The organism is Streptomyces sp. NRRL S-118 (assembly GCF_000716335.1).
In the GTDB taxonomy this organism is placed as follows: domain Bacteria; phylum Actinomycetota; class Actinomycetes; order Streptomycetales; family Streptomycetaceae; genus Streptomyces.
In genome coordinates this window covers 211649-231776 of the sequence record NZ_KL591008.1, presented here as the reverse complement: position 1 = coordinate 231776, position 20128 = coordinate 211649, and the positions used below count along the sequence as shown (strand labels likewise).

Annotated in this window: 18 protein-coding genes and 1 pseudogene; 7 read left to right on the top strand and 12 right to left on the bottom strand. The window is 72.2% G+C overall.

The features are described from left to right. The 11 genes from IH00_RS41875 to IH00_RS0116510 all read right to left on the bottom strand — a co-directional run. Positions 1-363: MlaD family protein (locus tag IH00_RS41875; RefSeq protein ID WP_039947076.1), on the bottom strand; the 363-nt coding region annotated here is incomplete at its 3' end. Next, on the bottom strand, positions 363-1481 hold the full coding sequence (locus IH00_RS0116555; protein WP_031074255.1) for an MCE family protein: 1119 nt from the start codon (positions 1479-1481) through the stop codon (positions 363-365). The genes IH00_RS41875 and IH00_RS0116555, both read right to left, overlap by 1 nt. After that, positions 1478-2566: an MCE family protein gene (locus IH00_RS0116550; RefSeq protein WP_031074253.1), complete on the bottom strand. Its 1089-nt coding sequence runs from the start codon at positions 2564-2566 to the stop codon at positions 1478-1480. The genes IH00_RS0116555 and IH00_RS0116550 overlap by 4 nt, the downstream gene beginning before the upstream one ends. Continuing rightward, complete coding sequence (locus IH00_RS0116545) at positions 2563-3666, bottom strand: MCE family protein (RefSeq protein WP_234334867.1); 1104 nt, start codon at positions 3664-3666, stop codon at positions 2563-2565. Before IH00_RS0116545 ends, IH00_RS0116550 begins: the two co-directional genes overlap by 4 nt. Then, positions 3663-4694, bottom strand: coding sequence for an MCE family protein (locus tag IH00_RS0116540; protein WP_031074250.1), 1032 nt, complete (start codon positions 4692-4694; stop codon positions 3663-3665). The genes IH00_RS0116545 and IH00_RS0116540 overlap by 4 nt, the downstream gene beginning before the upstream one ends. Next, entirely contained in the window at positions 4691-5950 is a 1260-nt protein-coding gene (locus IH00_RS0116535) for an MCE family protein (RefSeq protein ID WP_031074248.1), read from the bottom strand. The genes IH00_RS0116540 and IH00_RS0116535 overlap by 4 nt, the downstream gene beginning before the upstream one ends. Continuing rightward, a complete protein-coding gene (locus IH00_RS0116530) occupies positions 5947-6753 on the bottom strand; it encodes an MlaE family ABC transporter permease (RefSeq protein WP_031074246.1) in 807 nt (268 codons plus the stop codon). Before IH00_RS0116530 ends, IH00_RS0116535 begins: the two co-directional genes overlap by 4 nt. 4 nt (positions 6754-6757) lie before the next feature. Beyond that, positions 6758-7693 carry an MlaE family ABC transporter permease gene (locus IH00_RS0116525; protein ID WP_234334866.1) on the bottom strand — a complete coding sequence of 312 codons (936 nt, stop codon included), beginning with the start codon at positions 7691-7693 and terminating at the stop codon, positions 6758-6760. After that, the gene (locus IH00_RS0116520; RefSeq protein WP_031074243.1) at positions 7690-8667 is read right to left on the bottom strand and encodes an ABC transporter ATP-binding protein; all 978 of its coding nucleotides are present in this window, start codon (positions 8665-8667) and stop codon (positions 7690-7692) included. Before IH00_RS0116520 ends, IH00_RS0116525 begins: the two co-directional genes overlap by 4 nt. A gap of 188 nt (positions 8668-8855) precedes the next feature. Further along, positions 8856-10412 (bottom strand): DUF6801 domain-containing protein, encoded by a 1557-nt coding sequence (locus IH00_RS0116515; protein ID WP_052411423.1) that lies wholly within the window; start codon positions 10410-10412, stop codon positions 8856-8858. Positions 10413-10565: 153 nt separating this feature from the next. Next, positions 10566-11219, bottom strand: a complete 654-nt coding sequence (locus IH00_RS0116510; protein WP_031074240.1) for a hypothetical protein — start codon at positions 11217-11219, stop codon at positions 10566-10568. A 507-nt stretch (positions 11220-11726) separates the two neighbouring features. Between IH00_RS0116510 and IH00_RS0116505 the strand changes: the two genes are divergently transcribed. The 4 genes and pseudogenes from IH00_RS0116505 (at position 11727) to IH00_RS0116485 (ending at position 16284) form a co-directional block, all read left to right on the top strand. After that, positions 11727-12941: a PucR-like N-terminal domain-containing protein gene (locus IH00_RS0116505; RefSeq protein WP_031074238.1), complete on the top strand. Its 1215-nt coding sequence runs from the start codon at positions 11727-11729 to the stop codon at positions 12939-12941. A gap of 62 nt (positions 12942-13003) precedes the next feature. Continuing rightward, positions 13004-13407: pseudogene (locus IH00_RS40280) on the top strand (AMP-binding protein); the annotation flags it as partial. A gap of 416 nt (positions 13408-13823) precedes the next feature. Then, complete coding sequence (locus IH00_RS0116490) at positions 13824-14093, top strand: hypothetical protein (RefSeq protein WP_031074232.1); 270 nt, start codon at positions 13824-13826, stop codon at positions 14091-14093. 133 nt (positions 14094-14226) lie between these two features. Further along, a complete protein-coding gene (locus IH00_RS0116485; protein ID WP_031074231.1) occupies positions 14227-16284 on the top strand; it encodes an MDR family MFS transporter in 2058 nt (685 codons plus the stop codon). Between the two features lie 93 nt (positions 16285-16377). On the opposite strand, the gene IH00_RS0116480 is transcribed toward IH00_RS0116485, so the two are convergent. After that, a complete protein-coding gene (locus IH00_RS0116480; protein WP_031074229.1) occupies positions 16378-16836 on the bottom strand; it encodes a YchJ family protein in 459 nt (152 codons plus the stop codon). Positions 16837-17051: 215 nt separating this feature from the next. Between IH00_RS0116480 and tgmA the strand changes: the two genes are divergently transcribed. The 3 genes from tgmA (at position 17052) to IH00_RS0116465 (ending at position 20121) form a co-directional block, all read left to right on the top strand. Further along, entirely contained in the window at positions 17052-17246 is a 195-nt protein-coding gene (tgmA, locus tag IH00_RS0116475) for a putative ATP-grasp-modified RiPP (protein WP_031074227.1), read from the top strand. 18 nt (positions 17247-17264) lie between these two features. Continuing rightward, positions 17265-18191: an ATP-grasp ribosomal peptide maturase gene (gene tgmB, locus IH00_RS0116470; protein ID WP_031074226.1), complete on the top strand. Its 927-nt coding sequence runs from the start codon at positions 17265-17267 to the stop codon at positions 18189-18191. A gap of 142 nt (positions 18192-18333) precedes the next feature. Further along, the gene (locus IH00_RS0116465) at positions 18334-20121 is read left to right on the top strand and encodes a hydroxysqualene dehydroxylase (protein WP_031074224.1); all 1788 of its coding nucleotides are present in this window, start codon (positions 18334-18336) and stop codon (positions 20119-20121) included. Positions 20122-20128 lie beyond the last annotated feature (7 nt).

Here is a 20128-nt window from a genome sequence, read left to right as displayed (position 1 = left end):
CGGGCCGTCGGACCCGGCCGGCCGCAGGTCGATGTACTGCTCGCCGACGGCCGAGAGGCTGGCGACGACGGCCTCCAGGTCGGCGGGGATGGGCGGCGCCGATTCGTCGATGCGCAGCTCGGCCTCGACGCCGTCGTCGGTGAGGTGGATGGGGCCGACGCGGCCCACGGAGACGCCCCGGTAGGTGACGTCGGAGTGGGTGAACAGGCCGCCGGTCGCGTCCAGCCGGACCCGTACGGTGTAGTGGTCGCTCAGGCCGGCGTAGCGGCCGAGGTCGGCGTACCGCACGGCGACGAAGCCCAGGACGAGGACGCCGACGAGCAGGAAGGCGAGGTTCTTCAGCCGGGTTGCGGTGGTCAGCATCAGTTCCTCCCCGCTGACGGCAGTGGCAGGGGCAGCCGAGCGGCGGACGGCGGCCCGGTGTCCGCCGGCGGGATCAGCGGCGGGATGACCTGCGTGCCGGGGACGGCGGTGACGTCCAGGTAGACGTTGAGGTAGTCGCCCTTGACGCCGCGCAGGACCTCGTCCGTGAACGGGTAGGTCAGGAGCACCTGGAGCGAGTCGGGAAGCGCCTTGCCCGAGTCGGCGAGCGCCCGCAGGGCGGGTCCGAGGGCTTTGAGGTCGGCGATCAGGTCCGCCTTGCTGCGGTTGACGGTGTCGACGGCGACGGCCGAGAGGGTGTCGAGGGCTCCGAGCAGGGTGAGCAGGGAGGCGCGTTGCCGCTCCAGGACCTTCAGGCCGGGGCTGAGCCCGGTGAGGACGTCGCCGACGTCCCGTTTGCGGGTCGCGAGGGTGGTCGAGAGGCGGTTGATGCCGTCGAGTGCGGCGGTGATGTCGGTCTTGTTGGCGTCGAGGCTGCCGACCAGGGTGTTGATCCGGGTCAGCAGGGAACGGGCCTCGCTCTCGTTGCCGTGCAGCGCCTTGCCGAGTTCGGTGGTGATGGTTCTGATCTGCTGAACGCCGCCCCCGTTGAGGAGCATCGACAGGGCGCCGAAGACCTCTTCGACCTCGGGGTTGCGGTTGGTACGGCCCACCGGGATGTGGTCACCGTCCGAGAGAGTGCCCGTGGCGTCGGCGGGCGCCGAGAGCTGCACGTACTTCTCGCCGAGCAGGCTGGACTGTTCGAGCCGGGCGTACGCGTTGGCGGGCAGCCGGACGTCGCCGTTGACGCGCAGGGTGACCTTCGCCGCCCAGTCGCCGCCGCTGAGCCGGATGCGGGTGACCCGGCCGACGGCGACGTCGTTGACCTTGACCGCAGCGTTGGGTACGAGGCTGAGGACGTCGGCGAACTCCGCGGTGACCTCGTACGGGTGGTCGCCGAGGTCCGCGCCGCCGGGCAGCGGCAGTTGCTCGATGCCCGACAGCTCGACGCCGGCCGCGGCGCAGCCCGCCACGCCCGCGGAGAGGCCTAGGCCGGCGGTCAGGGCGAGAGCGAGGGCGATTCCGGTGGTCGCCGCGGTTCTGCGGGAGGGCCGGTTCACCGTGTCGTCCCCTTTCCGGCCGGGGTGCCGTAGACGGGGCCCACGGCCGGGAGCGGCAGGACCGGGAGGGCCGTGCGGCGGGCGGGTTCGACGGGTACGAGGCCGGACAGGGCGCGCGCCCGCCGGCCGAGGCTCAGCTCGTTCATGTCGGCCCGCCCGTTGAGGGTGCGGTGGAGCGGGTCGTACGCCCGCAGGACGTTCCCGGCGGCGAGCGGCGCGGTGTCGAGCGCCTCGGCGAGCGAGGCCCGCTGGTCGACGAGGGTCTGGGTGATCGGCAGCAGGATGTCGACGTTCTGCTGGAGACTGCCGCGGTTCTCCTCGATGAAGCCCTTGACCCGGCCGAGGGCGGTGCCGAGCTCCTTGAGCGCGGCGGAGAGGTTCTCCTTGTCCTCGGCGAGGAATCCGGTGACGGTGGCGAGCCGCCGCTCGGCCGTGCGCACCTCGGTGTCCTTGTTCTTCAGCATGGTGGTGAAGGTCTGCAGGTGTGCAAGCGTGTCGAAGAGGTCGCCGCTGCTGAAGTCGAGGGTCCTGGCCGCCTTGCCGAACTGCTCGATGGAGTCGCCGATGGCCCTGCCGTTGCCGCGGAGGTTGGCGGCGCCGGTGTCGAGGAGGCCCGCGAGGGCACCGTGGGCGTTGGCGCCCCGCGGTCCAAGGGCCTCGCTGAGCTCGGTGAGGGACGCGTAGAGCTGGTCGACCTCCAGGGGGGTGGCGTTGCGGGCGGCGGGCAGGACCGCGCCTTCGCGCAGCCGGGGTCCGCCCGTGTAGGCGGGGGCGAGCTGGACGTAGCGGTCGGCGACGACGCTGGGGGCGACGAGGACCGCGTGGGCGTCGGCGGGGACGGGGACGTCGGCGTCGAGCAGCAGGGTGACCGCGACCTCCTTGCCCTGAGGGCGGACGGCGCCGACGGTGCCGACCTTCACGCCGAGGATGCGCAGGTCGGACCCTTCGTACACGCCGGTGGCGCGGTCGAAGTAGGCGGTCACCCGCGTGGTGCGGGCTTCGTCGAGGGCCTGGACGCCGGAGGCCGCCGCGACGGCGACGAGACCGAGGCCGGCGCCGAGGCCGATGATGCGCCTGAGGTTCACCGGGCACCCCCTCCACGGGGTTCGGGCGGCATGCAGGGAGCGTCCTGGGGTGTGCCGGCGGGGAGGTAGTGGCGGGGCACCAGACCGCAGACGTACGCGTCGAGCCAGCGGCCGTTGCCGAGGGTGTTGCCGACGAGCCGGTAGTACGGGCCGGCGAGGGCGAGGGTGCGGTCGAGGCTCCGGCGGTTCTTCAGCAGGACGCCGGTGACCCGGCCGAGCGCGGTCAGGGTGGGCTTCAGCTGCCGGTTGTTGTCCTGGACGAGTCCGGAGAGCTGGAGGGAGAGGTTCCTGGCGCCGGTCAGCAGCTGGTGGATGGCGTCGCGCCGGGCCTGGATCTCGCCCAGTAGCAGGCCGCCGTCCTCCAGAAGGGTCTCGAAGCTGCTCTTCCTGGTCGCGAGGGTCCTGCTCAGCTGTTTGCCGCTTTTCAGGAGCCGGGCGAGCTGCGTGTCGCGGGAGGAGACGGTCTTCGACAGTGCGGACAGCCCGTCGGCGGCGCTGCGCACATCGGGCGGTGAGTTCGCGAAGGTGGCGGAGATGGCGTCGAAGCTCTTCGCGAGCTGCCGGGTGTCGATGGCGTCGACGGTGTCGCCGAGGCCGTTGAGGGCCTGGGTGACGTCGTACGGGGCGGTGGTGCGGTGGGCCGGGATGCGGGTTGCGGGGTTCTGGCGGCCGGTGCCGAGCGGGTCGACGGCGAGGTACTTCTCGCCGAGCAGCGTCTTGATCGCGATGGCGGCGGTACTGGCGTCACCGATCCAGGTGCCGTCGTCCACCTCGAAGCTGACCTCGACGCGGGCGCCGTCGAGTGCGACACCGGTCACCTCTCCGACCTTGACTCCGGCGATGCGCACCTCGTCGCCCTCGTCGAGCCCGGCGGCTTCGGTGAAGTCGGCGCTGTAGGGGGTGGAGCCGCCGAGCAGGTCACCGCTCCTGACGGCGCCGATGCCGAGGAGCGCGAGGACGAGCAGACCGACGAGACCGACGAGGGCGGGGTTGCGGTCCCGTACGGGGGTGCGGAAGCCGGAGCGGCGGGCGGCGGGACCATGCCCGGGACGCGTGGTCGACGGGAGGCGTTTCCCGGGCATCGACGGGAGGCGTCTCATGAGCGGCACCTCGGCTGGCTGATCGCGATGCCGGTGGGCGGCGTGGAGCCGTCGTCGTTCGTGACGCCGGAGACCCTGGCCTCGCACAGGTAGAGGTTGAGCCATGAGCCGTACGAGGCGAGCCGCCCGATGGCCTGCATCTTGGCGGGGCTCTTCTGCAGGAAGTTCTCGATCCGGTCGGTGTTGTCCGCGAGGTTGCCGGACAGGCGCCCGAGCTGGCGGATGTCCTCCTTGAGCGGGGCGCGGCCGTCCCGCAGGAGACCGGCGGTGACCGTGGTGAGCGATCCCATGGCGGTGATGGCCTCCCCGAGCGGTTCGCGGTCACCGGCGAAGCCGCTGACGAGCTGCTGGAGCGTGACGACCAGGTCGTCGAAGTGCCCTTCGCGGTCGTTGACCGTCTGCAGCACCGTGTTGAGGTTGTCGATCACCGCGCCGATGACCTTGTCCTTGGCGGCGACGGTCCCGGTGAGCGACCCGACGTGCCGCAGCAGGGAGTCGACGGTGCCGCCCTCCCCCTGGAGGACCTGGACGACGGAGCCGGCGAGACGGTTGACCTCGGCCGGCGCGAGCCCTTCGAAGAGGGGCTGGAAGCCGTTGAACAGCTGGGTGAGGTCGAGGGCCGGGGTGGTGCGCTCCAGCGGGATGACGGACCCGGCGGGCAGCGTCCGGCCGACCGGCCCGGTGCCCCGGTCCAGGTCGACGTAGCGCTGTCCGACCATGTTGAGGTACTTGATCGACGCGGTCGCCGACGCGGGCAGCGGGCGCCCCTTCTGCACGGAGAAGCCCACCTCGGCGACCCGCCGGTCCACGAGCCGGACCGACGACACCTGGCCGACCTTCACTCCGGCGATGCGGACGCTGTCGCCTTCGACGAGGCCGGTGGCGTCGGAGAAGCGGGCCCGGTACGTCACCGTGTCACCGACTCCGGTGTTGGCGATGGAGAGCGCCAGGACGGTGGTGGCGAAGACGGTCACCACGACGAAGACGAGCGACTTGGTGAGCGGCCCGGCCAGGGAACGGCTCTTCACTTCAGGGTCACCTCCGCTCCGCGGAAGAGGGGGCCGGTCAGGACGGTGCTCCAGTCGGGCAGCGCCTGGGGAGCGGTCCTCAGGCCCGGGGCCATCAGTTCGTTGACGAGCTGGGTCTCCTGCGGGGAGTTCGGCAGGCCGAGTCCCCGGCCGAGGTCCGTGCCGCGGCCGCTCGCCGCCGCGGCGGTCGCGGGCCTGCCGGTGTACGGGACCGCGTAGCAGTGCGGCCCGCCCGAAGCGTCGTACACGGGCCGGTCCTTGCCGGGGACGTACGCGCCGAGGGAGGGGACCGTCCGGACGTCGACGTGCAGTCCGGGTTCGTCGGTGCCCTTGCCCAGTGCCTTGTCCATGGCGGGGACGAATCCGGCGAGGGTCCGCAGGGTGCAGGGGAACGAGGAGGAGTACCGGGCCAGCAGCTCCAGGGTGGGCCGGGATGCGGCGGAGACGCGGATGAGGTTGTCGCGGTTCTTCCGCAGGAAGGCGGTCAGCTCCTGGGCCGAGCCGGTGGCCGCGGGGTACAGCTCGGCGAGGCGTGCCTGCTGCTCCGCGAGGGTGCCGCTGGTGGTGGTGAAGTCGGTGAGCGCGTCGAGGATGTCGGGTGCCGCGTCGCCGTAGGCGCGGCCGACCTCGACGAGGTGGCTGATGTCGCGGTTGAGGGTGGGCAGGTGGGGGTTGAGCTTCTCGAGGTGGGCGTCCAGGGTGACGAGGGTGCGGCCGAGCTGGTCGCCCCGCCCCTCCAGGGCTTGCGCGACCGCGGTGAGCGTCGCCGAGAGCTTCTCCGGCTTGACCGCGGTGAGCAGGGGCAGCACCTGGTCGAGGACCTGTTCGAGCTCGACGGCGTTGGCGGAGCGGTCCTGCGGGACGGTCGCTCCGGCGGCGAGCGTGCGGACGGGGGACCCACTGGTCACGGCGGGCGGTACGAGGGCGACGAACCGTTCGCCGAAGAGGGTGGTGGGCAGCATCTGGGCGGTGACGTCCGCGGGGATGCGGTCGAGGTGCGCGGGGCGGATGGCGAGGGTGAGGCGGGCGCCGGTGCCGTCGGAGCTGATGTCGCGCACCTCGCCGACGACGACCCCGCGCAGCTTCACCTCCGCGCCGCGGTGCATCTCGTTGCCCGCGCTGCCGGTGAGGACCGTGACCGTGGCGTCGCGGCTGAACTCCTTGTCGTACACGGCGATCGACAGCCGCACGAGGAGGGCCGGCACGAGCAGGAACACGATCCCGGCGAGGCGTCTGCGTACGGTCGGCCCGTTCATCCGGCCACCTTCACGGTCGTGGTCGCGCCCCAGATGGCGAGGGAGAGGAAGAAGTCGGTGACGCTGATCAGCACGATGGCGTTGCGTACCGAGCGTCCGACGGCGACGCCGACACCCGCCGGCCCGCCCTCGGCCCGGAAGCCGTAGTAGCAGTGCGCGAGGATCACCATCACGCTGAAGATCAGCACCTTGAGGATGGACAGCAGGACGTCGTCCGGGGAGAGGAAGAGGTGGAAGTAGTGGTCGTACGTCCCCGCCGACTGGCCGTTGAACACCACGGTGACCGCGCGGGACGCGGCGTACGAGGAGAGCAGCCCGATCGCGTACAGCGGGATGATCGCGACGACCCCGGCGATGATGCGGGTGGTGACGAGGTACGGCATGGAGCGCACGCCCATCGCTTCGAGGGCGTCCACCTCCTCGTTGATGCGCATCGCGCCGAGCTGGGCGGTGAAGCCGGCGCCGACGGTGGCGGAGAGGGCGAGTCCGGCGACCAGCGGGGCGATCTCGCGGGTGTTGAAGTAGGCGGAGACGAAGCCGGTGAAGGCGGAGGTCCCGATCTGGTCGAGGGCGGCATGGCCCTGGAGCCCGACGACCGTCCCCGTGAACAGCGTCATGGCGACCATCACGCCGACCGTGCCGCCGATGACGCTCAATCCCCCGCTGCCGAAGGCCACTTCGGCGAGCAGCCGCTGCACCTCCTTGAGGTAGCGGCGCAGGGTGCGCGGTATCCACACCAGGGCCTTGACGTAGAAGAGCAGGTGGTCGCCGGACCGGTCGAGCCAGGCGAGGGGCGAGGCCATGGCGTCACGCCCCCTTCGCCGGGACGATCCGGAGGTAGATCGCGGTGAGGACCATGTTGACGAAGAACAGCAGGAGGAAGGTGATGACGACGGACTGGTTGACGGCGTCACCGACACCCTTGGGGCCGCCCCGCGGATCGAGTCCCCGGTGGGCGGCGACGATGCCGGCGAGGAAGCCGAAGACGAGCGCCTTGATCTCGCTGATCCACAGGTCGGGCAGCTGCGCGAGGGCGGAGAAGCCGGAGAGGTACGCGCCGGGCGTGCCGCCCTGCATGACCACGTTGAAGAAGTAGCCGCCCAGTGTGCCGACGACGGAGACCATGCCGTTGAGGAGCACGGCGACGGACATGGTGGCGAGCACGCGCGGCACGACGAGCCGCTGGACGGGTGAGACGCCCATGACCTCCATGGCGTCGAGCTCCTCGCGGATCTTCCGCGAGCCGAGATCGGCGCAGATGGCGGAGCCGCCCGCCCCGGCGATCAGCAGCGCCACGATCAGGGGGCTGGCCTGCTGGATGACGGCGAGGACGCTCGCCCCGCCGGTGAACGACTGCGCGCCGAGCTGCTGGGTGAGCGAGCCGACCTGGAGGGCGATGACCGCGCCGAACGGGATGGAGACCAGGGCGGCGGGCAGGATGGTGACGCTCGCGACGAACCAGAACTGCTCGACGAATTCCCGGAACTGGAACGGCCGCCGGAACATGGCACGGGAGACGGTGAGGGCGAGGGCGAACAGCTTTCCGCTCTCGCGGAGCGGCGCGAGCAGGCGCGAGGTCGCCCGGCGCGGCGCCGCGGGAGACCCGACGGCGGCCTCTGCCGGGCGTGCCGGGTCGGGAGCGCCGGCGTTCGCCTCCGCGGGGCGTGCGGGATCCGGAGCGCCGGCGGTCGCTTCGGCGGGGCGTGCCGGGTCCGGAGCGCCGGCGTTCGCCTCCGCGGTCATGAGGCGGCACCGCCCACCGGCGCGTAACCGTGCAGGATCGCCGTCCGGGCGGCCTCCGGCAGGTGGGGCAGCATGTCGATGACCCGCTGACGGCGCCGCAGGGCGGCGGCGCGGACCGGCAGCCCGGGGGACGGTTCGAGCTGGCGCTCCAGACGGCGCCGGGGCGCGAACGGCGGAGCGGTGCTCTGTTCCCGTGCGAGGGTCGCGGCGTCCTTCTCCTCCGACATGCCGATCGGGCCCTCCCGGCGGCCGCTGAGGAATTGAGCCACCACCGGTTCGTCGCTGGTGAGCAGCACTTCGCGCGGTCCGAAGGTGACGAGCCTGCGCCGGAAGAGCATGCCCATGTTGTCGGGCACGGTCGCCGCGATGTCGAGGTTGTGGGTGACGATCAGCATCGTCGCGTCGATCTGGGCGTTGAGGTCGATGAGCAGCTGCGAGAGATACGCGGTGCGGACCGGATCGAGTCCGGAATCGGGTTCGTCGCAGAGGATGATGCGGGGGTCGAGCACCAGGGCGCGCGCGAGTCCCGCGCGCTTGCGCATACCGCCCGAGATTTCACCGGGAAGTTTCTCCTCGGCGCCGATGAGGCCGACCATGTCCATCCGCTCCATGACGATGCGGCGGATTTCGGACTCCTTCTTGCGCGTATGTTCGCGCAGCGGAAAGGCGATGTTGTCGAAGAGCGTCATCGAGCCGAAGAGGGCGCCGTCCTGGAACATGAGCCCGAAGAGCTTGCGGGTTTCGTAGATGTCGCGTTCCGGGCTGCCGACCATGTCGACGCCGTCGATGAGAACACGGCCGTGCTCGGGCTTGACGAGCCCGATGATGGATTTCAGGAACACGGTCTTCCCGGTGCCGGAGGGCCCCAGCATGACGCTCACCTCACCGGCGGGCAGGGTGAGGGTCACGTCCTGCCAGATGTTCTGCTTGCCGAAGGATTTCGTGAGTCCTTCGACGACCACTTCTGTTCCCACCACAACTCCAGACGCTGCTCGTGCTGAGGAAGTGACAAAAGTGCACGGGGGAGCGCACGTTACGGTCACGCTGAAGGTCCGGACAAGCGTTCCGACAACGGTGCCCGGATCATCCGGACCGTTTTGTCATCGGGTGACAACGGCACCGGCGGAATTTGTCGCCCGGTGCGTATCCGCGGCCGGCGGACTCAGCGTTCGGGCCGCGGCTTCGGCGGGTTCGGGCAGTGCTCGGTGCCCGGGGCGCAGAGCGGGCCCTGCGTCATCTTGATGTAGTTGCCCGGGCCGGAGAGCGCCGCCGTGAGCAGCGCGTCCAGGTCCTCCCCCACCCCGCAGCCGCTGAACTCCGGGAAGGTGCCGGTGGCCGTCAGCGGGCCGCCGCCGGCCACGGTGTATCCGTGCGGGCGCCCCTCCACGTCGGTGTGGCCGCGCCCGGTCATGACCAGGTCCATGGGGCGGGCGGTGCGGCACGCCGGGCCGACGTCGAGCGGTGTGCCGTTGACCTGGACGCCGTACAGCCGTATCCACACCTTGCCGGTCACCGTGGAGATCTCGGGCTGCCTGCCCTGCTCGTCGAGCTGGTAGCCGCGGGTGACGATCTCCATCGGGCCGGCCGCGGTCAGTTCGACCGTCGCCGTCGTCGGCATGAACCCGAAGGTGAGGAACGTCGAGGCGGCCGGCGGCAGCTGCGGCTTCCCGCCGTGGTCGAACCGGACATCGCTGTACAGGGCGAAATAGGGTCCCTCGGGTGGGCTGCACTGCAGCAATTGGTACGCCTTGAGCATGTTCACGCGCAGGAGGCCCGGTTCCTGGAAGCGGACGGCGCCACCGAGTTTGTGCACATTCGAGTAACCGGCGAGATAGCCGTGCGCCTGCACGGGTTCGAGCGGGAACGGCGGATTCTCGACGCAGTCGCCCTTGCCCCGGTCACCCGGCCGACCATCCTTCCCGCCCTTCTCTCCCTTCTCTCCCTTCTCCGTCCTCCCGTCCGCGGCACCGGGGTGCCCGGGTCGCGGCTGGTCCGTCGCCCCGCCCGGCCCGTCCTGACCTTCACCCTGGCCCTGTCCCTCGTCCGGGTCGTCGACGGCCGGAGGCGTGGGCCTTCCCCCGGATCCGGTGCCGGGGACGACGGCGACCCCGGCGAATGCGGTGTCCTGGCCTGCCTCGGGCGTGCAGGTGACGGACAGGTTCGGCGGGGTGGTCGGCCTGTCGTCCGCCGTGCGCACCAGCAGGTCCAGGACGACGGCCCCTGCGGAGAGGACGAGTTCACCGCCGGAGCGGGCGGTGACCGTGGGAACGGTGCCGCGCGCCTCGATCGTGTGGGCGCTCCCGGCGGGGAGGGCGGTCTCCGGGGCCTGGAGCTGCGACCACGGCACCTCGGCCGATGCGCCGTTCTGGGCGGCCAGCGCGGTGAGGCGGACGACGCCCTCCGTCCTGGCGGCGCCGAGCGCGGCGAGATCGGCGACCGCATCCTGCGACAGCCGTACGCCGACGACCACCGACGCCGGCCGGAAGGGCCGCCCTGCGGGGACCTGACGGGGGAAGAGCGCCGCGACCCGCACCGTCGCCATCCGCTCCGTGCCACCACCGCCCGGGAGGAGGCAGCGGTAGGCGAACTCGCGGTCGACGGGCTGTTCGCCGTCGTCCACGGCGTTGCTCGTACCGGGCAGGAGCCCGACCGCCAGTACGGTGACGGCTACCGCCGCCGTACGGCGCAGGCCCCGCCCGCCGTGCCGTGTCCTTGCCATGCCGCCGCCCCCTGGCTCGTCGTCCCGTCGTCCCCGTCGTGGCTCGCCGTACGGCCGTCGCTCGCCCTGCTCTGTCGTGCCGTGCGGTGGAACCGCGCCCGGCCGCGCGGACGATGGTTCCGTCGCGCGCCCGGGAGCGGCCGGCCGGCCCGGTTACGGGCTGGTGACCGTGAGGACGGGCGTGACCTGGTACTTGGCCGAGAACGTGGCCACGTTGCCGTTGTTCAGCAGACCGGCGCAGGAGCCGGACACCTCGGAGATCGTGAGGGCCGGGGTCGCGTCGTTCAGGATCTCCAGGACACCCGTGGAGTTGGTGTACGAGCCGGTGTTGGCCGATCCCTTGATCCTGGCGGTGCAGGTGCCGACGAGGCTGGTGCCGGTGAGCTTCACGTCGATGCCGGTGATGGTGCCCTTGGTCACTCCGGCGCTGTACGTCGTGCCGTTGAGCGTCATGGGGGCGTTGCTGACGGCGACCCAGGTGGAGCCGAGGGGGCCGCTGCACTTGGCCGCCGAGCTGCCGAAGTTGGCCGTCTGGATGGTGGCCAGGCCGGCGCCGCTGGCGCGTACGCCGTCGACCGCCGAACCGGTCGCCGAGATGGTCCGGCACGTGACCTGGGCGCCGGTGGACTTGTTGGTCAGCACGGCGGTGGTGCCGGCGACGTTCACGGCGGTGAACGTGTCGTCGGCGGCGGGGTTGGTGACGGTCCAGGTGGCCTGCGCCGCCGCCGATGCGTTCGTGGCGGTGACTCCGGCCGCTCCGAGTAACGCGGCAGCGGCAATGGCGGAAAGTTTGGTAATGCGTCGCACGGGCTGTTCCCTCCCAGGGGAGTCGGGCGTACCTGATTGACGGCTCCCGCCCCCGCGGGGCTCACGAAGGGAACGGAAAGCCGTAGCGGCTCGTTCAGAACGCGGCGCCGAATTCGCTTCGGCCGCCAGGTAGAAGCACCTTGCGCCAGTGACGCTACGAGCGGGTAACCGGGCGCGCAATACTCGCCCGGTGGATTTCCGCAGCGGTCTTACTCGCCGGTATTTTCTTGTCTCTCCCGCAGCAGATCGTCTGCGGTTCTTGTGCGGAAGTGAGTACTCCTCCCCCCGCGCGGACCGCCGCCGGCAACCGTGTCCGGCCACGGTCGCGCTTCGGCCAATTCCTTTCCCGGACCCGGTGCCTGCTGTCCTGACTACTGCGCGACCCGAGCCCTCTGGACTATGTTCAGCCTCCACGAAGTGCTCACACCCTGCCGGTCCGCGGGAGCGCTCTCACCCCCACGCGCTCCGCCCCCAACCGGACATCCGGAGATCGAGGGGACAAGCCGCATGCCCAGAACCACCCAGCCGTCGGACGCCGCAGAGCCGCTGGGACAGCTCCCCCAGGAGTTCGCCGCCGTCATCCGCCCGGAACTGCCCAGCCTGGTCAAGGAGATCGGCATCGAGGTCTGCCGCGCCTACCCCGAGTACGCACGGCTGCTCAACGGCCCCTACCGGCAGGCACTGCAGTGGTGCGTCGAGCAGAACATCGCCGCCTTCGCGGAACGGGTGGCCTCCCCCTCCGCGCCCACCACCCTGCGGGACGAGGTGTGCCGGCGGTTCGGCCGGTTCGAGGCATACGAGGGGCGGAGCCTGGACAACCTGCAGGGCGCCTACCGTCTCGGCGCCCGGGTGGCACTGCGGCGCGCCAAGAAGGTGGGCCGGCGGTACAACTTCTCCCCCATGCTGATGCTCAGTTTCGCCGATGCCCTCTTCGCGTACGTGGACGAGCTGGAGGCGCTGTCGCGTGAGGGCTACCTGGAGGTGCGGGCGCAGGGGGACGCGCAGTCGGAGTTGTTACGGAGACGGCTGCTGCATCTGATCCTGGCGGGGCCGCCGGGGGCGCACACGGCCGTCGCGGAGTTGTGCGAGCAGACGGGGTGGGCCCTGCCCGAGCACGTCACACCGGTGGCGCTCCGCTCCCCCGCGGGTGTCCCGCCGTCCGCCCTGGACAACGATGTCCTCTTCGATCCCGGTGAACCGCAACCGCACCTGCTGGTGCCGGGGCCGGTGGACGAGGCGCGAAGACGCATGCTGGAAGCGGCGCTTCCGACGGTCCGCGCGGCGGTCGGCCTCACCGTCCCGACCGCTTCCGCGGCCGACTCCCTGCGCTGGGCGCGGCGCGTGCTGGAACTCGTCGACGCACAGGTCATCGCGGACCGGCCGCTTTCGTTCTGCGCCGATCACCTGGTCACGCTGTGGCTGCTCGCCGACCCGGCGCTCATCGACCAGCTCGCGGAGCGGGAACTCGCACCCCTCGCCGGACTGACCCCGACCCGCCGCTCCCGGCTCGTCGACACGCTGCGCGTGTGGCTCGAAACGCGCGGAACGGCGGCCTTGACGGGGCGGCTGCTGGAGGTGCATCCGCAGACCGTGCGCTACCGGATGAGGAACCTGGAGCGCCGGTTCGGCGGCCGGCTGACCGATCCGGAGGCCCGGTTCGCGCTGGAGGCCGTGCTGCGGGCGCTGCACCTGCGGGCCGGTCGCGACCGCGACGCCGGCTGAGCGGCCGTTCGGCTCAACGGACGGGGTGAGCGGACAGGGCCCGGGCGATGACCAACCGCTGGGTCGACTTCGCCGTCCGGGCCGCGGGCGGCCGGACCGTTCCCGTGTACGCGACCTCCTCCGCCGAGCAGGTCGCCTGGATCCTGCGCGACTCGGGCGCCCGCCTCCTCATCGTCGAGACGGACGAGCACGCCGCCACGGCGGAGGCCGCCGCGGCCCTGACGCGCACCCCCGGTGCCGGCGCCCCCTCCCCCGTGCGGATCCGGCGCATCCAGGCCCGCCCCTCGGTCATCTCGCGTACCTCGGGCGGGAGATACCGGACGAGGAGGTCACCCGGCGGCGTGCCGCCCTCACGCCCGACACCGTCGCCACGCTCTGCTGCACCTCCGGGACCACCGGGAAGCCCAAGGGCTGCGCACTCACCCACGGCAACCTGCACGCCGAGGCGGCCAACGCGGTCGAGCTGGGCGCTGTACGCCTGAGCCGGCGGCACTCCACACCTCACGCCTCCCCGTCCGTGCCGGCGACCCGGCCGCCGTGCGCGCCCGGCCGTCAATCCACCGCTGACGGACGCCGCGGCCCGGGACCGCGGCGGCGCCACCGCGGCCCGGGCGACGGCGACCGCCGTCCCTGGCGGTGACGCTCCTCGCGGAGCCCGCCGCGTCACCGGCCCCACGTGCGGGTACGGGCCGTCGCGCCGCGGACACCGCGCGTACCCGATCATGCGTCCGCGCGGCCGGTGCCGCCCCTGAGCGGCAAACGGTTGCAGCACAGATACAAACCCGCGGGGAATCCGGGATCCGCGTCCTGTTTACTCATGGAGGGAGCACAGCACCGGACGGCTGCCACAAGCAGCCCAGCAGTAGCAGCAAAGGACCTCACGTGACCGCGTCGCCCCTCGTCCCCGTCCCGATCCCCGATCGTGTCGCCGCCCTCATCGGGTCATGCATGCCGATCGGCATCCTGCAGGCAGAGGTCGACGCCGAGTGCGCGGCGCGCGAGGTGCACCGCTTCCGCTTCCCGATGTGCCAGGAGGACCAGGCGGACCGCGAGCACGCGCTGGCGGTCCTGGCCCGGGCGAACAAGGTGCTGGGCGCCTACAACCCGGGGCTGCTGCTGCGGCCGGGCGGCGCGGGCACGCTGCGCCTCTGAGGAGAGTCCGTGTAGGGCCGCCCCCCGCCGGGCGGACGGTCCTTCACGGCCACGGCCCGGAAGCCTCCGGGCGGCTCACCGGTCCGGACCGCGCCCGCATGCGGCGACGGTCCGCCGGTGTGAGGGTGCAGGCGTGACGACGACCACGCAGCAGGCACCCCCGGGCACGTCGGCCACGCCGCCCGTGCTCGACGCCCGGCAGCGCACCATCGTCTTCGTGACGATCATGCTGGGTGTGCTGCTGGCCGCACTGGACCAGACGATCGTCGGGACCGCGCTGCCGACGATCGTCGCCGATCTGGGCGGCGCCGCGCACATGTCGTGGGTCGTCACGGCCTACCTGCTGGCGGAGACGGTCGCCACCGTGCTGGTCGGCAAGTTCGGCGACCTCCTCGGCCGGAAGGTGATCTTCCAAATCTCGGCGGTCGTCTTCATCACCGGATCGTTCCTGTGCGGTCTGGCGACCGACATGACGCTGCTCATCGTGTGGCGCGGCCTCCAGGGCGTGGGCGCGGGCGGGCTGATGGTGACGGCCATGGCACTGATCGCGGACGTCATCCCGCTGCGCGAGCGGGGGAAGTACCAGGGGGCGATCGGCGCGGTCTTCGGGATCGCCACGGTGATCGGTCCGCTGCTGGGCGGACTGTTCACCGATCACGCGTCCTGGCGCTGGGCGTTCTACGTCAACGTCCCCATCGCGGTGCTGGTGGTCGCCGCGGCGGCCCGCACCATCCCGTCGGTCCGGCCGGCGAGCCGGCCCGTGATCGACTACCCCGGCATCGCGCTGGTCGCCATCGGCGCGAGCGCGCTGATCCTGGCGACGAGCTGGGGCGGCAACCAGTACGCGTGGGGCTCACCGGTCGTCATCGGGCTGTTCGCGGGCGGAGTGGTCGCGCTCGCGCTGTTCTGCGCGGCCGAGACGCGGGCGGTGGACCCGATGCTGCCGATGCGGCTGTTCGGCAATCCGGTGTTCACGGTGTGCTCGGTGCTCAGCTTCATCGTCGGCTTCGCCATGCTCGGCGCACTGATCTTCCTGCCCTCGTACCTGCAGTACGTCGACGGCGACTCGGCGACCGTCTCAGGGGTCCGCACGCTGCCCCTGGTCCTCGGTCTGCTCATCGCGTCCGTCCTCAGCGGCAACGTGGTCAGCCGGACCGGCCGGTACCGCGTCTTCCCCATCGCCGGGTCGCTGGTGATGGCCGTGGGCCTCTACCTGCTGTCGCTGATGGGGCGGGGCACGAGCACCTGGCTGGAGTCGCTGTACATGTTCGTGCTCGGCACCGGCATCGGCCTGTGCATGCAGGTGCTCACGATCGCCGTGCAGAACACGGTGGAGTACGCGGACCTCGGCACCGCCACGTCGGGGGTCACCTTCTTCCGCACGCTCGGCATGTCCTTCGGCACGGCGGTCTTCGGGACGATCTACGCCAACGCCCTGACCCCGAACCTGGAGGCGGGCGTCCGCGCGGCGGCGGCCGCCCCCGGTGCCCCGGACCCGGCGGTGCTGGCGCGTGCGGCGCTCAGCCCTCAGGGGGTTCACGGTCTGCCGGCCGAGCAGGCGGCGCCGCTCGTCGAGGCGTACGCGGACACCCTGCACACCGTGTTCCTGTGGACCGTACCGGTGGCGGTGGCCGGATTCGTCGTGTCGCTGTTCCTGCGGCAGGTCGAACTGCGGGACGCGGCGCGGGTGACGGCGCAGGACATGGGCGAGGGGTTCTCGTCACCGGTCGCGACCGCGGACTCCGCGAAGCTGCTGGAGCTGTCGGTGGGCGCGCTGGTGCGCCGGACGGACCCCGGCACCGTACGACGGGTGATCGAGGGGTCCGACACGCGGCTCGACGTGGCCGGCGCGTGGGCGGTGATGCAGGTGGAACTGCTGACGCGGCTCGTGGGCCACGCGAGCCTGGGCCTGGTGGCGGCGCGGCGGCGCCTGCCGCCCGAAGTGCTGGTGCCGGTCTTCGACCGGATGGTCGAGGAAGGGTTCCTGACCCGGGACGGGCGCCTCTTCTCGCACACGGAAGCCGGGGCACGGGAGGCGGCGGTCATCAGCGAGGCGTGGGCGCGGTGGCTGACGGGCCGGCTGGAGCGGGAGGGCGGCCGCCCGAGCGGGCCGGAGCTGCGGGCGGCGACGGACGCGATCGCCAAGCGCCTGCTGGCGGAGGACCTGGCCGCGACGCTCCCCGAGCGGTGACGGCGCGGCGCCGGGCGGCGACCGTGCACGCCCTCGCGTCAGCGAGCGGCCGGGCCGGCGGGCGGACGTCCGCCCCGGCCGGTGGCTGCGGGGTCAGTCGGTGAACGTGCCGTCCACGTACACCCAGGCGCCGTCCTCCTTCTCGAACCGGCTGCGCTCGTGGAGCGCGCCGGGCTCGCCGCCATGGGTGTAGCGGGCGACGAAGGTCACGGTGCCGGTGGTGTGGAACAGCGTCCCGTCGGTGCGGTCGACGATCTCCAGACCGGTCCAGCGCATGGCGGGGTCGAAGTCCACCGCACCGGGCCGGGTGCGCGCGGCCCAGGTCCGCAGCAGGTACGGCTCGTCGCGCACGACGAAGGCGCTGTAGCGGGAGCGCATGAGCGCCTCGGCGGTCGGGGCCGTGGCCCGGCCGGCGTGGAACCGCCCGCAGCACGCCTCGTAGGCGGTGCCCGGCCCGCACGGGCAGGGTGCGTCCGCCCGGACGGCGGGGGTGGCGCGCGTCACCGGTGCGGGGCGGGAGCGCGGGGTACGTCGGGGGGTACGTCGGGCCATACGCCCATTCTGCCGCCGTGCGGAGGGCGGAGCACCGCCGGGCCGGGCCGTACCGGGAACCGCTCGACGAGCGCGAGGAGTTCACGAACGGATGGAGATGCCGTGCAGAAGGGGGCCGGTCCGTGAGCACCACTGCGGAGCGTAGCGAGAACCCTACACATTGACTGCGTACTGTCACACGTACCGGAAAGCAGACGAGACGATGAAGGAGAGCCATGCGCCCGTTCGCGTACACCTACGCGCGTCCGCAGGAGACCGCGGACGACGTCACGGAGCCTTACACGTACGACCCTGCCCGCCAGCTGAACGTGCTGCCTGACGGGCGTCCCGCCATCGCCGACCTCGCGCTCCTGGCGGCCGCCGGCACCACCACGTCCAAGGCCGGTTCCCAGACGCACTTCGACGACTGAGCGGCCCGCGGCACACCGATGACCGTCCTCATCCTGACCAGCCCCCAGGACGTGACCGCCGACATGGTGGTGGACAAGCTGCACGCGCGGGGCGTCCCGCTCGTGCGGCTCGACCCCGCCGACCTGCCCGGGGAAGCGGACCTGTCGGCCGAGTACGTGCGCGGGGACTTCCGCTGCCACCTGTCCACGCAGGGGCGCCTGGTCAGCTCCCGGGCCCTGCGCTCCATCTGGATGCGCAGGCCCGGCGAGCCCGCCGCGCACGCGCCCGAGTCCTCGGCCTGGCTCGGCGCGGAGACGGCCCAGGCGCTGTACGGAATGCTGTACTCCACGACGGCGCGGTGGATGAACCACCCGCGGCAGGCGGCACAGGCCCGGTACAAGCCGTGGCAGCTGCGCATCGCCCACCACAGCGGCTTCGCGGTGCCGCCCACCGTGGTCACCACCTTTCCCAGGGTGGCCGAGGACTTCGCGGCGCGGTACGGGCAGGTGGTGGTCAAGTCCCTCTCGGGACCGCCGCGCACCCGGCCCCCGGTCGAGCTCCCCACCACGCTGCTGGCCCCCGGCACGGACTTCCGGGGGGTCGCCGCCGGCCCCACGCTGCTGCAGCAGTACATCCCCAAGCGGGCCGACATCCGGCTGACCTGTGTCGGCCGGCAGCTCTTCGCCGCCCGGAAGACCGCCGCGGAGGGCCAGGTCGACGGGCGTTACGGCGACACCGGCCACGCCTGGGAGCCGGCCGGGGTGCCGGAGCGCATCGCCCGGGGCGTCCGGGACTACATGGACCTGGCGGAACTCGCCTACGCCGCGTTCGACTTCGCCGAGGACGAGGAGGGGGTGTGGTGGTTCCTGGAGTGCAACCAGGGCGGCCAGTTCGGCTTCGTGGAGGCGGAGACCGGTCAGCCGATCGCCGAGGCCGTCGCCTCGTGGCTGTCGCCCGGCGGATGACGGCACCTCATGGCCGGCGCCGACGGGGAAGCGGGAACCGGCCATTGTGCGCGCAAGGGGACACGCGGTGGTTCCGGGGATGGCGGGGCGGCCGTATGCTCCTGCGTCCGACGTGACCGTTACCGCGGGTAAGGGGTGGGGCATGCACCGTACGGGTACCACGCGACGCAGCTTCGTGGCGGGCGCCGCCGCGGTCGCCGGGGCCGCCGGGGCGGGGTCGCTGACCGCCTCCCCCTCGGTCGCGGCCGGCCGTGAGGCCGGTGAGGCGCGGGCGGGCCGGTCCGTCGCCGTGCTCGGGGGCGGCGTCGCGGGACTCACCGCCGCGCACGAACTCGCCGAGCGGGGCTTCGAGGTGACGGTGTACGAGCGCCGCGCCCTCGGCGGCAAGGCGCGCAGCTTCGACGTCCCCGGCAGCGCGAGAGGCGGGCGCAGACCGCTGCCCGCCGAGCACGGCTTCCGGTTCATCCCCGGCATCTACCACAACCTGCCGGACACGATGCGGCGCATCCCGTTCCCCGGCAACGCGCAGGGCGTCTTCGACAACCTCGTGGCCCCGCGCGAGATGATGTTCGCCCGCACCGGCCGCGAGGACCTGCGGATGCCGATCCCCTGGCCGGGCCACCGGCCGGCCCGGCTCACCCTCGACGAGATCCGCCGCGCCCTGACCGGACTCGTCGAGACCGCCGCCGGGCTCCCGCCGCACGAGACGGCGTACTTCGTCAACCGCGCGCTCGTCTTCCTCACCAGCTGCGACGAGCGGCGCGACGAGGTGTGGGAGCGCACGCCGTGGTGGGACTTCACCCGGGCCGCGCAGATGTCCGAGGCGTACCGGCGGATCCTCGCCATCGGCGTCACCCGCAACATCGTGGCGACCAAGGCCGAGGAGGCCAGCACCCGCACGGTCGGCACGCTCGGCGAGGCGTTCGTTTACAACGCGCTCGGCCGCGGCGCGGACGGCCCCCCGGACCGCATCCTCAACGCGCCCACCAACGAGGCGTGGATCGACCCCTGGGAGGCCCACCTGCGGTCCCTCGGCGTCGAGTTCCGGATCGGCTGGACCCTGCACGAGGTGCTGTACGGCGACGGGCGGGTCACCGGCGCGCTGGTCGAGGACCCGGGCGGGGTGCGCAGGAACGTCACGGCCGACCACTACGTCTGCGCGCTGCCGGTGGAGCGCGCCCGCCGGACCTGGGGCGCGGCCCTGCGCGCGGCCGACCCACGGCTGGCGCGGTGCGACCGGCTCCGGACGGACTGGATGACGGGCATCCAGTTCTACCTGACCGAGCGCCCGCCGCTGGTCCACGGCCACCTCAACTGCATCGACTCGCCCTGGTCGCTGACCGCCATCGCGCAGGCGGAGCACTGGCCGGACCGGGACTTCCCCGCCGACTACGGCGACGGCACGGCCGTGGACTGCCTGTCCGTCGACATCTCGGAGTGGGACGAGCCGGGGATCCTGTACGGCAGGACGGCCAAGCAGTGCACGCGCGAACAGGTGGCCCGCGAGGTGTGGGCGCAGCTCAAGGCGGCACTCAACGACACCGGCCACCAGGCGCTCAAGGACAGCGCCCTGCACTCCTGGTACCTCGACCCGGGCGTGGACGGCCTCGGCACCCCCTCCCCCACGAACGCCGACGAGCTGCTGATCCACCCGGTCGGCACCTTCCACCACCGGCCGCCGGCCGCCACCGCGATCCCGAACCTCTACCTCGCGGGCGACTACGTGGCCGTGGACATCGACCTGGCGACCATGGAGGGCGCCAACGCCTCGGCCCGCCAGGCGGTCAACGCCCTGCTCGACCGTACGGGCTCGGCGGCGCCCCGCTGCACGGTCCGTCGGCTGTTCCGCGCCCCGGAGATCGAGCTGCTCAGGCGCCACGACCGCACCCGCTACCGCCTCGGTCTGCGCAACGCCCTCGACCTGGGGTGATCCGAGT